This is a genomic window from Kitasatospora cineracea (genome assembly GCF_003751605.1).
Classification (GTDB): domain Bacteria; phylum Actinomycetota; class Actinomycetes; order Streptomycetales; family Streptomycetaceae; genus Kitasatospora; species Kitasatospora cineracea.
The window spans coordinates 1,385,276-1,397,653 of record NZ_RJVJ01000001.1; the positions used below are offsets into that span (position 1 = coordinate 1,385,276).

The following is a 12,378-nucleotide window of genomic DNA, read 5'->3' on the forward strand; positions in this document are numbered from 1 at the left end:
GGCGCAGAAGCATCGCCGGGCGCTCTTGCTCCGCTCTGTGCGGATCCTGGACGCCCGCTGGGACCAGCGATCCGGACAAATCCCCGCGCACCGGCCGCCCCCGGACCGGCCCCCTACCGGCCGACCACCAGCCCTTGACCCTGCTCCCAGAAACCTCCCAGCGAAGTCCCGTCACCGCTTCACCCGGAGCCCGTCGCCGACCACCGCCCGAGCACGACCGAAGGCCCTGGCCGGCCCGGTCCGTTGCGCCCCCGCCGGGGGCGGGCGACCGCGCCGCCCGCCCCCGGCACCCGACGGCGCCTCAGAGCTCCTTGCGGAACGCCTCCGCGGCGGCCAGGAACAGGTCGTTGCCCCGGACCTCGCCGATCGAGACCCGGACGCCCTCGCCGGCGAACGGGCGGACCACCACGCCGGCCTCGGCGCAGGCGGCGGCGAAGTCCAGGGTGCGCTCGCCCAGGCGCAGCCAGACGAAGTTGGCCTCGGAGTCGACGACCGTCCAGCCCTGGGCGCGCAGGGCGGCGGTGACCCGGGTGCGTTCGGCGACCAGGGCCTCGACCCGCTCCAGCAGGGCCTGTTCGGCGCGCAGCGAGGCGACCGCGGCGTCCTGGGCGAGCTGGCTGACGCCGAACGGGACGGCGGTCTTGCGCAGCGCGTCGGCGACCGGCTCGTGGGCGATCGCGAAGCCGACCCGCAGGCCGGCCAGGCCGTACGCCTTGGAGAAGGTGCGCAGCACGCAGACGTTGGGGCGGTCGCGGTAGAGCTCGATGCCGTCGGGGACGTCGGCGTCGCGGATGAACTCGCGGTACGCCTCGTCCAGCACGACCAGGACGTGCGCGGGGACGGCGTCCAGGAAGCGGACCAGTTCCTCGCGGTGCAGGGCCGCGCCGGTCGGGTTGTTGGGGTTGCAGACGAAGATCAGCCGGGTGCGGTCGGTGATCGCGGCGAGCATCGCGTCGAGGTCGTGGGCCTCGTCGGCGGTCAGCGGGACGGGCACGGGGGTGGCGCCGGCGACCTGGGTGATGATCGGGTACGCCTCGAAGGAGCGCCAGGCGAAGATCACCTCCTCGCCGGGGCCGGCCGCGGAGAGCACCAGGGACTGCGCGACGCCGACCGAGCCGGTGCCGGTGGCGACGTGCTCGGCGGGGACGCCGAAGCGGGCGGCGAGTTCGGCGGTCAGGCCGCTGACCGCCATGTCGGGGTAGCGGTTGAAGGCGCCCGCGGCGGCGATCGCGGCTTCCAGCACGCCGGGCAGCGGCGGGTAGGGGTTCTCGTTGGAGGAGAGCTTGAAGGCGTCGGCTCCGGCGGGCTTGCCCGGCTTGTAGCTGGGGATGCCGTCCAGGCTGGGCCGCAGGCGGGGGCCGTGTTCGCGCTGAACCACGGGGTTCTCCGTTTCTCGTTACTCGGCGGTGGCGCCGTTCCGCCCCCGGTCGGGTGCCGTGAACGATACCGACCGCCCTCACCCGTGCGGGTGAGATGCTCGTCCGGGTTACGGGTGCAGTTCGGCCATTCTGCCGGGTTCCTTTGGCACATGTCAGAGGTATCGGGGCCGGAAAACGGCGGGGTTCGAAGGGGGGCCGCCGGAGCCGTTCATGGAGAAACGTATCTCCGACGTCCTGTAGCGAACCGGTCACGGACCGCCGCCGTGCGCCATACGATCGGTCCGCCATGACAGCAGCAGCCAACCAGAACGGTCGACGGGCCACCGCGTCCCGGCGCCTGGAGCGGGCCGGCATCCGGGACGTCGCGGCGGCCGCCGGCGTGTCCATCACCACCGTCTCGGACGCCCTGAACGGCAAGGGCCGGCTCCCCGACGAGACCCGCAGCCGGGTCCGCGAGGTCGCCGAGCGCCTCGGCTACCGGCCGTCCGCGGCCGCCCGCACCCTGCGCACCGGGCGGTCCGGCCTGATCGGACTGACCGTCACCACGTACGGCGAAGAGCCGTTCACCTTCACCGAGTTCGCCTACTTCGCCGAGATGGCCCGGGCCGCCACCAGTGCCGCGCTGGGCCGCGGCTACGCCCTGGTGGTGCTGCCCGCCTCCTCCCGGCACGACGTGTGGAGCAACATCGCGCTCGACGGCACGGTGGTGATCGACCCGCCCGACCAGGACCCGCTGGTCACCGAGCTGTACCGGTCCGGGGTGCCGGTGGTCTCCGACGGGAAACCGGGCAACTGCCCGGTCACCGCCTGGGTCGACAACGACCACGAGGCCGCCGTGCTGGGCATCCTGGAGCACCTGAGCGAGGCCGGCGCCCGCCGGATCGGCCTGCTCACCGGCACCTCCACCGACACCTACACCCGGCTCTCCACCGAGGCGTACCTGGCCTGGTGCGACCGGGTCGGCCAGGAGCCGGTCTACGAGGCGTACCCGGCGCACGACCCGGCCGCCGGGGCGGTGGCCGCCGACCGGCTGCTGGCCCGCCCGGACCGCCCGGACGCGGTCTACGGCCTGTTCGACCCGAACGGCACCGACCTGCTGGCCGCCGCCCGCCGGTACGGGCTGCGGGTGCCGGACGACCTGCTGCTGGTGTGCTGCAGCGAGTCCGACGTGTACGCCAACACCGAACCGCCCATCACCACGCTGTCGCTGAAACCCCGTCGGATCGGCACCACCGTGGTCAACCTGCTGATCGACGCGATCGAGGGGGTCGACGCCGGCACCGGCACCGCCCCCGGCCGGCTCTTCCCGCCGCGCTACCGCACGGCCGGCACCGGCCCGCCGCCCGGCACCCTGATGCCCACCGAGCTGATCGTCCGGGCCTCCTCGCAGCGCCGCAGCCCGCGCACCACCGTCAGCCCGCCCCGGCCGCCCGGCGAGGTGTAGCCGCCCCGCCCGCCGCCGGCCCGCCCCACCACTGGTCGAGACCACCGCGAAACGGTGCAGACCGGACGGTGCGGCGGCCCGCGCGGGGCGGGCCGGGCGGTGCGGCGGAAATCGGATACCGACCAGGTGAGGACGACGGGAGACTGCGCTTCCTATGATGGGCGAATGACACCCGAGGACCTCTTCCGCGAACCCGAGCACCCGCACTCGGGTCCCCGCCCCCGCCAGGACCTCGACGTGCTCCCGCAAGGCTCCTACTTCGAACCGGCCGCACCCGTCGGCTACCCGTACGAGGAGACCCACAGCACCTTCGGCGGCGCCCGCTACCTGGAACAGCACTGGGCCCCCGCAAGCCAGTTCGGCACCGGGGCGGCCCCCGTCCCCGGGCACTACGCGCCCACCGGGCAGGCCCCGCACGAGGACCCGCCGACCATCGAGCTCGGCCCGCCGATCGAGACCCAGCCGGTCGAGGTGCACTTCCCGTACCCGCAGCCCGAGCCCGGCGAGGGCCCCGGCCCGCTGTTCGTCATCGGCGACGTGCACGGCTACCTCGACGAACTGCTCGCCGCCCTCCACCAGCAGGGCCTGATCGACACCGACGGCCACTGGTCGGCCGGCCGCTCCCGGGTCTGGTTCCTCGGCGACTTCACCGACCGCGGCCCCGACGGCATCGGCGTGATCGACCTGGTCATGCAGCTCGCCGCCGAGGCCGCCGCGGCCGGCGGCTACTGCCGCGCCCTGATGGGCAACCACGAACTGCTCTTCCTCGGCGCCTCCCGCTACGGCGACGAGGCCGTCCAGTCCACCGCCGGCACCGCCTCCTTCCTCGCCGCCTGGCGGCTCAACGGCGGCCAGCAGCACGACCTGGAGCGCCTGCAGCCGCACCACATCAGCTGGCTGTCCCGGCTGCCCGCGATGGCCCTGGAGGACGGCCACCTGCTGCTGCACTCCGACACCACCGCGTACCTCGAGTACGGCGAGACCATCGCCGACGTCAACGACGCCGTGCACGCCCTGCTCGCCGACGAGGGCATCGACGAGTGGTGGGACGCCTTCCGCAAGTTCACCAAGCGCTTCGCCTTCCGCGGCCAGGCCGGCACCATGGCCGCCCAGGAACTGCTCGCCGTGTACGGCGGCTACCGGGTCGTCCACGGCCACAGCCCGATCCCGTACCTCACCGGCGACCAGCCCGAGGACGGCTCCCCGCCGCACGTCCCCGGCCCGTACATCTACGCCGACGAGCTGGCCATCGCCATGGACGGCGGCGTGACCATGGACGGCCGCCTGCTGGTCGCCCGGCTGCCGCTGAACTGACCCCCGCCGGAACACCCCCGCACTGAACAACCGAACGGCAACTGCACCGCGGCGCAAGGGAACTGAGCGCCCGGAAGTTCCGGAAAGAGACTGTCGGCCCGCTCCCGGCCGCCCCTACCATCGAGGCCACAGACCCTCCGTCGACCTCGCGGAACGGGGCACCCATGAGCAACCCCCCGCGCCTGCTCGCCGAGGACCGCGCCGACTTCGCGCGCCTGCTCGGCGAAACACTGCGCGACACCGGCGTCCGACAGGCCCTCGCCGAACCCGGCGCCCACCTCACCGCCGAACAGCTCCACACCAAGGCGCTCGCCGACGCCGACACCGTGGCCGCACCGGCCGCCCCCGAGTACGCGCACTACCTGGCGCTGCGCACCGCGCTCGCCGAGCACCCGGGCAGTGCCCCGGCCGCCGGGGCCGGGCTGTTCCCCGTCCTCACCGTGCTCACCCCCGTCCTGGCCGGCGCCGCCGGACTCGTCCTGCTGCTGCTCGGCTGGCTGCTGCGGGCCGCCGCGCCCGACCTCGCGCTCGGCCGCTCCACCGTCACCGCCGGCGTGCTGGCGCTGGCCGTCGCCGCCGCCGCCCTGCTGGTCGGCGGCGCCGGACTCGTCCTCACCGCGCTGCGCGACGCCGCCACCACCCCCGGCCACGCCGACCCGCAGCAGCACGCCGACCTCGCCGAGGCCCGCGACGCCTGGCGCACCGCGCTGCGCGAACGCGCCCTGCTGCCCTGGCTGCACGCCAACCTGGCCGCCGCCCCCGCGGCCGCCCCGCTGCCGGCCGCCCGCACCGCCCCGCCCGACCTGCACAGCCCCGGCTACAGCCGCGCCGCGTACTCCTCCCCCGGCTTCAGCAGCCCCGGCGCCGAGGGCCTGACCGACGGTCAGGGGAACTCCCGCCCGGCCGAGTTCACCGGCCCCGGCTACTCCTCCCCCGACTTCACCAGCCCCGGCCCCGAGGGCCTCACCGACGACCGGGGCCACCCCCGTCCCGAGGGCCCGGGCTTCACCGGCCCCAACGAGGTCTGAACCCCGGGGCCGGAACACGCTCCGCCCCGGAGGCAGCGACGGCCGCCAGGGCGGAGCAGGCCGGCGCCGGAGCGGCCGGCCGCGGGCCCCGCCGGGGAGGCGTACGGGACTCACACCAGGCGGACATCCCGCACCCGCGCCCGGTCCGTCACCACCGCGCCACAGCCGACCGCACCGCATCCACCCGGTACTGTCCGGGAAGTTGACGTACCGTCGGGACACCGCCGAGGCCCGCCCGGACGGACGGCCGCCCCGGGGCCGCTCAGCGGCGCGGCCGCAGCGCCAGCGCCACCGGCACGCCCAGCGCGCACAGCACCGCGCAGCCCGCCCAGACCAGGGTGTACGCGGCGGCGGAGGGGACGTCGGGCCGCAGCAGCAGGTGGTCCAGCACGGCGGCCGCGACCACGCCCGCCGCCGCGCCCGCCAGCGACTTCAGGGTGTTGTAGACGCCCGTCCCGATGCCGGTCTGGTCGGCGGGCAGCCGCCGCATCAGCAGGGCCGGCAGCAGGCTCAGCCCCAGCCCGGCCCCGTACCCGGCCAGCGCGCCGCCCAGGGCGAACTGCCAGGCCGCCGCGTGCCCGAGCGCGATCGTCCCGTAGCCCGCCGCGCACAGCGCGAACCCGGCCCCGAGCACCGCCGAGACGTCGTGGCGCCGGGTCAGCCGGTGCGCCGTCACCGCGCCCAGCGTCGCCGCCGCGGTCTGCGGCAGCACCAGCAGCCCCAGCACCAGCGGCACCGCGCCCAGCCCGTAGCCGGTCTCCGCGGGCTTCGCCGCCTCGAACGCCAGCGTCGGCCCCTGCGCCCCGTACAGCGCGCAGCCCAGCAGGAAGCTCAGCCCGAACACCGGCGCGGTGGCCCGGCGGGCCAGCAGCCGGACGTCCACCATCGGCTCGGCCGCCCGCAGTTCCTGCCGGACGAACAGCGCCAGCAGCAGCGCCCCCGCCGCCAGCAGCGGCAGCGTCACCGCGCCCGGCAGCACCCCGCTCGCGCCCAGGCCGGACAGCAGCAGGGTCAGGCCCAGCGAGAGCAGGACCGCGCCCGCCCAGTCGGTCCGGCCCGCCGCCCGGGTCTCCGACTCCGGGACCAGCCACCACACCACCGGCAGCGCCAGCACCGGCAGGACGGCCAGCGCCCACAGCAGCGGGCGGGTGGCCGCCGGGTCCGCGCCCAGGCCGCCGACCGCGAGCGCGCCCAGCGTGGAGCCCACCGTCAGCGCGCCGACCAGCAGCCCGACCGCCCGGCCGCCGCGCTCCTCGCCGAGGCGGTCGCGCAGCACGGCGAACTCCAGCGGCAGCCAGCACGCCAGGAACCCGGACAGCGCCCGCCCGGCCAGCAGCACCGGCAGGTCCGGGGCCAGCGCGGTGACCGCGAAGCCCAGCAGGGTCAGCAGCACGGTGGCCCGCAGCAGCCGGCGGTGCCCGTACAGGTCGCCCAGCCGGGAGGTCAGCGGCACCGCGACGCCCGACACCAGGAACTCGACGCCCAGCGCCAGGCTCAGGTCGGAGGCCCTCAGGTCCAGGTGCTCGCCGAGCCGGGGCAGCAGGATCGGGAACCCGCCCTGCAGCACCCCGCTGGCGAACTCCACCAGCGCCAGCAGCGGGACGGCGGAGGCGGCGGCGCGGGGGAGGCGGGACGGTCGGGGTTCGACGGCGACGGTCATCGGCGGTTCCGTGGGGGTGCGGAGGGCGGTGGGGGTGGCGGCAAGGATGGCTAACCTGGAGGCCACCGCACCGCCCACGCACGAATCCGTTCCTGCGGCCGACCCCGCGCAAGGATCAGCCATGATCGACGAACTCGACCTGGCGCTCGTCGACGCCCTCCGGGTCGACCCGCGCGCGCCCTGGTCCCGGCTGGCCGCCCCGCTGGGCGTCGACCCGGCCACCCTGTCCCGCCGCTGGGCCCGGCTCACCGCGAACGGCGACGCCTGGGTCACCTGCTACCCCTCCGCCGACCGGATCGGCCGCGGCCTCACCGCGCTGGTCCGGGTCGACTGCCCCGCCGACCGGGTCACCGGCGTCGCCGCGGCCCTGGCCCGGCACCCGCAGGCCGCCAGCATCGAACTCGTCACCGGCGACGCCGACCTGCTGCTCACCGTCGCCGCCTACGACCACGCCGCCCTCACCGCCTACCTGCTGGACCGGCTCGGCACCGTCCCCGGCGTGCTGCGCACCCGCACCACGCTGGTCGAGCGCACCGTGGCCGAGGGCAGCCGGTTCAGCAACGGGGCGCTGGACGCCGAGCAGCGCCGCGCGATCGCCGCGCCCCCGCCCGGCACGGCCCGCCCGGTCGCCGACCGCCGGGTCGAGGAGGACCTCGCGCTGATCCGGGCGCTCGGCGCGGACGGCCGGATGCCCTACGCCGAACTCGCCGCCCGCACCGGCCTGCCCGCCACCACCGTCCGCCGCCGCCTCGCCGAACTGCGCGACTCCGGCCGGGCGGTGCTGCGCTGCGACGCCTCCCCGCGGGTCACCGGGCACCCGGTCGGCGCGATGCTCTGGCTCGACGTCCCGCCCGCCGCGCTGCCCGACACCGCCCGCCGCCTCACCGCCCTCCCGCAGACCCGGATGTGCGCGGTCACCGTCGGCCCGGCGAACCTCGCCCTCTACCTGGTCGCCCCGCAACTGCCCGACCTGCGCCGGATCGAGCAGGACCTCGCCCAGCACCACCCGGCGATCCGGGTGCACGACCGCCACGTCACGCTGCGCACCCTCAAACTGGTCGGCCACCTGCTCACCCCGGACGGCCGCCGGACCGACTACGTCCCGATCGAGCCCTGACCGCGCCCCGCCGGGGCCTCAGCCCAGCCGGCCGAGCGCCAGCGCCGCCAGCAGGGCCGCCGCGTCGCCGAGGACGCCGTCGTCGAAGCGGGCCCCGGCGGAGTGGTTGTACGGGGCGGTGAACGGGTCGGTGTCCGGCGGGCAGGCGCCGACCATGACGTACGCGGCGGGGACGTGCTCGGCCAGCACGCCGAAGTCCTCGGAGCCGGCCAGCGGGCGCGGCATCTCGATGTAACGGTCCTCGCCCAGCAGTTGACGCACCGTCCGCTCCGCGTGGGCGGCCTCGGCGGGGTCGTTGACCGTCACCGGGTAGCCGTGCTCGACCACCGCGTCGACCCGGCAGCCGTGCGCCTCGCCGACGCCGCGGACCACCCGGACCGCCTCGGCGAGCACCCGTTCCCGGGCGGCGGGGGAGAAGGAGCGGACGGTCGCCTCGAAGACCGCCTCGTCGGGGATGACGTTCGCCGCGGTGCCCGCGTGGAGGGTGCCGACGGTCAGCACCACCGGGTCGAAGGCGTCGAAGCGCCGGGTGACCATGGTCTGCAGGGCCAGGACGGCCTCGCAGGCGGCGGGCACCGGGTCGGTGGCCAGGTGCGGGCTGGAACCGTGGCCGCCGCGGCCGCGGACCACCACCCGCAGGGTGTCGGAGGCCGCCATGATCGGCCCGGGCCGGCCGGCCACGTAGCCGGCCGGCAGCAGGGCGGCGCCGACGTGCAGGGCGTACGCGGCCCGGACCCGCTCGCCGGCCGCGTCCAGGACGCCGTCCTCGACCATCAGGGCCGCGCCGCCGCCGCCCTCCTCGCCGGGCTGGAACATGAACACCACGCTGCCCGCCAGCCGTTCGCGGCGGGCGGCGAGCAGCCGGGCCGCGCCGACCAGCGCCGCGGTGTGCAGGTCGTGGCCGCAGGCGTGCATCGTGCCGGGGTTCTCGGAGGCGTACGGCAGACCGGTGTCCTCCTGCACGGGCAGGCCGTCGAGGTCGGCGCGGAGCAGCACGGCCGGGCCGGGGCGGGCGCCGCGCAGCACGGCGGTGACCGAGGAGAGCCGCTCGCCGAGGGTGACCTCCAGCGGGAGGCCGTCCAGGGCGGCGAGGATCCGGTCCCTGGTGCGGGGCAGGTGGAGCCCGAGCTCGGGGTCGCGGTGCAGGGCGCGCCGCAGGTCGACGAGGCCGGGCTGCAGCGCGGCGGCGGCGCGGCGGAGTTCGTCGAGCGGGGGGTGAACGTCGGCCGACATGGGTGCGCCTCCTGGGTGGACGGGGAGCGGACGGTTCCCCGGCATCCTCACCCCGCGGCGGCCCGGCCCGGCCCCGGTGCACGGATCAGGCGGGACGGACGGGTGACGCGCACGAATCTTCCGGCGGCGGCCCGGGCGGCGCGGCGGCCAGCAGGGCGGCGGCGATCGCCCGGGCCTCGGCGGCGGGCGCGGGGGCGCCCTCGCGCAGCGCGGTGACGGTCGCGCCGTCCATCAGCAGGAGCAGCTGCCGGGCCAGGGCGGGCGGGTGCCCGGCGGCGGCCAGCAGCCCGGCCAGGTAGCCGGCGACCCGCCGCTTGTGGGCGGCGGCGACCCGGTGCGCGGGGCTGTCCCGGTCGGCGGTCTCCAGCATGGTGTTGAGGAAGGCGCAGCCGCGGAAGCCCTCCCGGGCGAAGCGTTCGGCGAGCGCGTCGAACACCGCGAGCGGGTGGCCGCCGAGCTCGGCCACCCGGGCGGCCAGCCAGTCCCGCCAGTCCCGGTCGTGGCGGGTGAGCACGGCGACGGCCAGCGCGTCCTTCCCGGCGAAGTGCCGGTAGAAGGAGGCCCGGCCGACACCGGAAGCGGCGAGGATCCGCTCGACCCCGACCGCGCGGATGCCCTCGGCGTAGAACAGCGCCTCGGCGGTGTCGAGCAGACGGGCACGGGCATGGGTGGCCATGCCTCCCAGGCTAAGCGGTCCCGGCGCTTCCCGCCCCGCCTCGAACTCCCTTGCGCATCAAGCGGATTCGGCCCGCGCCCGGACCTCCGGCTGCCACCATGGACGGCATGAGGCACCCGCGTCGAACCACCGGCGGCGCCACCGCCGCCCTGCTGCTCGCCTGCGCCCTCGGCGCCGCCGCCTGCGCCTCCGGCGCCCCGGCCGACACCCGGCCCCGGACGGTGGCCGCCTTCACCACCGACCAGCCGCTGAACGCCGACGCGCTCGGCCGGGCGGCCGAACAGCTGCGCCGGCGCGCCGAGTTGCTGGGCCTGGCGGATCCGAAGGTGACCACCGACGGCGGCGTCCTCTCGCTCTCGGTGGCCGGCCCGATCGGCGACCGGCTCACCGCCCTCACCCACCGGCCCGCCCTGGAGTTCCGCCCGGTGCTCGCCGCCGCGGCGGACGGCGCCACCCCCGCCGCACCGGCGGCGGGCGTCCCGGCGCCGTTGCAGGACCGCTTCGCCGCCCTGGACTGCGCCACGGCCCCCGCCGCCGCCGACCCCGGCGAGCAGGTCCTGGCCTGCGACAGCACCCCGCAGCCGCAAGGCCGTTCGAAGTTCGTCCTGGGCCCGGTCGCGCTCCGGGGCCCCGACATCACCGACAGCAGCGCCGCGCTCGACCCGAACGGCTCCGGCTGGCAGGTGCGGCTGAACTTCACCCCCGCCGGGACGACCGCCTTCGCCGACCTCACCGGCCGGATCGCCGTCCTCGACTCCCCCGCCAACCAGCTCGCCGTCGTCCTGGACGGCGCGGTCGTCTCCCACCCCGCCGTCCAGCAGGCCATCACCGGCGGCTCGGCCGTCATCACCGGCTCCTTCGACGCCGACGAGGCCAAGCAGCTCGCAGCCCAACTCGCCACCCCCACCCTGCCCGCCGACCTCCACCCCGTCACCCCGGCACCCTGAACCAGGCAGCCCTGCACCCGGCCGCCGCCGACTCGTACGCGGTACGGAGCGGCCCCGAGCAGCTCTCCTGACGGCCTGTTACACGAAGGTGACGGTTCCAGGACCGCGCACGAACGGTCCGCCTGCGAAGATCTGTCCGACGCAGCCGCTGGGTCCGCGAAGGAACCCGGACCGATCCACAGCGCACGACCGCCGCGTCCAGCAGTTCTCCGGGGGGAGACCACTCATGTCCGCACGTCCGTCCGTCCGCCGTTCCCGCCTGCTCGCCACCGCCGTCGCGGTGGCCGCGACCGCCGCCGCCCTCGCGCCCACCGCCGCCTCCGCCGCCGACGCCCCGTCCGGCGACCCCGCCGCCAAGCCCCTGGTCGCCACCCTGGCCCAGGCCCCCGACCAGGGCCCGCTGACCCGCAGCGGCGACGGCGCCGACCTGACCATGACCGTCACCAACAACTCCGACCAGGCGCAGCCGTTCCACCCGTCGGTGGCCGTCACCCCGGTCGGCTCCGCCCCGGCCAACTGGCAGTGGATCGACTTCAGCGCCACCGCGGTCTCCGCCCCGGACACCTACGGCCTGCGGACCTGGAGCGGCACCAACGAGTTCGCCGGCGCCGTCCTCCCCCTGAACTCCATGGCCAGCACGCCCTTCACGGTGCCGGCCCACACCACCTACAGCTGGAAGGTCTCGTTCAAGCTCACCGCCGCGCTCCCGGCGGACGACACCGCCGTGAACGTCGCGCTGCGCAACGACCTCGGCGACAGCACCGTCAGCGACCCGCTGAACCTGCCGGTCACCGCCCCCACCGGCGCCTTCTACCAGACCTTCGACGGCTTCTCCGGCACCGTCCGCTTCCAGCAGCCGATGGAGACCACCCTCAACCTGCTCAACAACGGCGCGAGCACCAGCACCGTCCACCCGACCCTCCGCTTCGGCGACGGCACCCGGCAGAGCCCCGCCACCCTCGCGCTGGAGGTCTGGGGCGACGGCGCCTGGGTCACCGTCCCCGGCACCGACAACACCTGGCGCCTCCCCCCGGTCCCCGGCGGCCTGGCCAGTGGCGCGAGCCACCAGTACCGGCTGCGCCTCTCCCTCGTCGACTTCGACCGCAGCAGCAGCTCCTACTTCAGCGACCGGCTCAGCCTCACCTCCACCACCGACCGCGGCCCGGTCGAGAACTCCGTGAAGTACTACCTCGACCTCGACGGCACCCCGGCCGGCTGACCCGCCCCGCCGCACCCCGTCCGCTGCCCCGACCGGTCCCCCCGGCCGGGGCAGCGGCGTCCCCCGCCCCGGGTCCGCCGCCCGACCGCCCGGCTCATGGCGCCCGGCGCAGGGCGCGGGCGGGCCGGGGGCGCAGCGCGGCCAGCCCGCAGAGCTGCCCGGCTGCCGGACCCTCCTCGATGATCGCCTCGCGCGCGGCGGCGACGAGCCGACGGTGGGCGAGGTCGACACGCGCGTCCACGTGGACCGCTGCCGCGGTGGGAGGGCGGCCGCGGACTTCTCGGCCATGTCGGCGATCGCGGCCCGTTCGGCCTCACCGCCGTGCTCGTCGCGGAGCTGGCGGCCGGTCTTCGTCGGCGAC

The 12,378-nt window shown here is 76.3% G+C and carries 11 protein-coding genes; 6 read left to right on the top strand and 5 right to left on the bottom strand.

From position 1 onward, the window contains the following. Positions 1-301 precede the first annotated feature (301 nt). Positions 302-1,378, bottom strand: coding sequence for a histidinol-phosphate transaminase (hisC, locus tag EDD39_RS06275; RefSeq protein ID WP_123553855.1), 1,077 nt, complete (start codon positions 1,376-1,378; stop codon positions 302-304). A 287-nt stretch (positions 1,379-1,665) separates the two neighbouring features. Here hisC and EDD39_RS06280 point away from each other — a divergent pair, with 287 nt between their 5' ends. The 3 genes from EDD39_RS06280 to EDD39_RS06290 all read left to right on the top strand — a co-directional run bounded on the left by EDD39_RS06280 (position 1,666) and on the right by EDD39_RS06290 (position 5,165). Further along, entirely contained in the window at positions 1,666-2,823 is a 1,158-nt protein-coding gene (locus tag EDD39_RS06280) for a LacI family DNA-binding transcriptional regulator (RefSeq protein ID WP_030459554.1), read from the top strand. 165 nt (positions 2,824-2,988) lie between these two features. After that, positions 2,989-4,137: a metallophosphoesterase gene (locus EDD39_RS06285; RefSeq protein WP_123553857.1), complete on the top strand. Its 1,149-nt coding sequence runs from the start codon at positions 2,989-2,991 to the stop codon at positions 4,135-4,137. A gap of 164 nt (positions 4,138-4,301) precedes the next feature. Continuing rightward, positions 4,302-5,165, top strand: a complete 864-nt coding sequence (locus EDD39_RS06290) for a hypothetical protein (RefSeq protein ID WP_123553860.1) — start codon at positions 4,302-4,304, stop codon at positions 5,163-5,165. Between the two features lie 262 nt (positions 5,166-5,427). Here EDD39_RS06290 and EDD39_RS06295 read toward each other — a convergent pair whose 3' ends face one another. After that, on the bottom strand, positions 5,428-6,825 hold the full coding sequence (locus tag EDD39_RS06295) for an MFS transporter (protein WP_162869952.1): 1,398 nt from the start codon (positions 6,823-6,825) through the stop codon (positions 5,428-5,430). Between the two features lie 121 nt (positions 6,826-6,946). On the opposite strand from EDD39_RS06295, the gene EDD39_RS41925 reads away from it, so the two are divergent. Continuing rightward, positions 6,947-7,942 carry an Lrp/AsnC family transcriptional regulator gene (locus tag EDD39_RS41925; RefSeq protein WP_123553864.1) on the top strand — a complete coding sequence of 332 codons (996 nt, stop codon included), beginning with the start codon at positions 6,947-6,949 and terminating at the stop codon, positions 7,940-7,942. A gap of 18 nt (positions 7,943-7,960) precedes the next feature. On the opposite strand, the gene EDD39_RS06305 is transcribed toward EDD39_RS41925, so the two are convergent. After that, on the bottom strand, positions 7,961-9,175 hold the full coding sequence (locus EDD39_RS06305) for a M20 metallopeptidase family protein (protein WP_123553866.1): 1,215 nt from the start codon (positions 9,173-9,175) through the stop codon (positions 7,961-7,963). An 85-nt stretch (positions 9,176-9,260) separates the two neighbouring features. After that, the gene (locus EDD39_RS06310) at positions 9,261-9,851 is read right to left on the bottom strand and encodes a TetR/AcrR family transcriptional regulator (RefSeq protein WP_123553868.1); all 591 of its coding nucleotides are present in this window, start codon (positions 9,849-9,851) and stop codon (positions 9,261-9,263) included. A gap of 107 nt (positions 9,852-9,958) precedes the next feature. Here EDD39_RS06310 and EDD39_RS06315 point away from each other — a divergent pair, with 107 nt between their 5' ends. Both EDD39_RS06315 and EDD39_RS39355 read left to right on the top strand, forming a co-directional pair. Beyond that, positions 9,959-10,798, top strand: coding sequence for a SecDF P1 head subdomain-containing protein (locus EDD39_RS06315; protein ID WP_148089397.1), 840 nt, complete (start codon positions 9,959-9,961; stop codon positions 10,796-10,798). A 226-nt stretch (positions 10,799-11,024) separates the two neighbouring features. Then, complete coding sequence (locus EDD39_RS39355; protein ID WP_162869953.1) at positions 11,025-12,017, top strand: hypothetical protein; 993 nt, start codon at positions 11,025-11,027, stop codon at positions 12,015-12,017. Positions 12,018-12,111: 94 nt separating this feature from the next. Here EDD39_RS39355 and EDD39_RS39360 read toward each other — a convergent pair whose 3' ends face one another. Beyond that, a complete protein-coding gene (locus EDD39_RS39360) occupies positions 12,112-12,258 on the bottom strand; it encodes a hypothetical protein (RefSeq protein ID WP_162869954.1) in 147 nt (48 codons plus the stop codon). Between the last annotated feature and the right edge of the window lie 120 nt (positions 12,259-12,378).

Excerpts from the sequence above, each read along its gene's own strand:
- EDD39_RS06285 (WP_123553857.1), top strand. The coding sequence starts at position 2,989 with ATGACACCCGAGGACCTCTTCCGCGAACCCGAGCACCCGCACTCGGGT.
- EDD39_RS06310 (WP_123553868.1), bottom strand. The coding sequence starts at position 9,851 with ATGGCCACCCATGCCCGTGCCCGTCTGCTCGACACCGCCGAGGCGCTG.
- EDD39_RS41925 (WP_123553864.1), top strand. The coding sequence starts at position 6,947 with ATGATCGACGAACTCGACCTGGCGCTCGTCGACGCCCTCCGGGTCGAC.
- EDD39_RS06295 (WP_162869952.1), bottom strand. The coding sequence starts at position 6,825 with ATGACCGTCGCCGTCGAACCCCGACCGTCCCGCCTCCCCCGCGCCGCC.
- EDD39_RS06280 (WP_030459554.1), top strand. The coding sequence starts at position 1,666 with ATGACAGCAGCAGCCAACCAGAACGGTCGACGGGCCACCGCGTCCCGG.
- EDD39_RS06315 (WP_148089397.1), top strand. The coding sequence starts at position 9,959 with ATGAGGCACCCGCGTCGAACCACCGGCGGCGCCACCGCCGCCCTGCTG.
- EDD39_RS06290 (WP_123553860.1), top strand. The coding sequence starts at position 4,302 with ATGAGCAACCCCCCGCGCCTGCTCGCCGAGGACCGCGCCGACTTCGCG.
- EDD39_RS06305 (WP_123553866.1), bottom strand. The coding sequence starts at position 9,175 with ATGTCGGCCGACGTTCACCCCCCGCTCGACGAACTCCGCCGCGCCGCC.
- EDD39_RS39355 (WP_162869953.1), top strand. The coding sequence starts at position 11,025 with ATGTCCGCACGTCCGTCCGTCCGCCGTTCCCGCCTGCTCGCCACCGCC.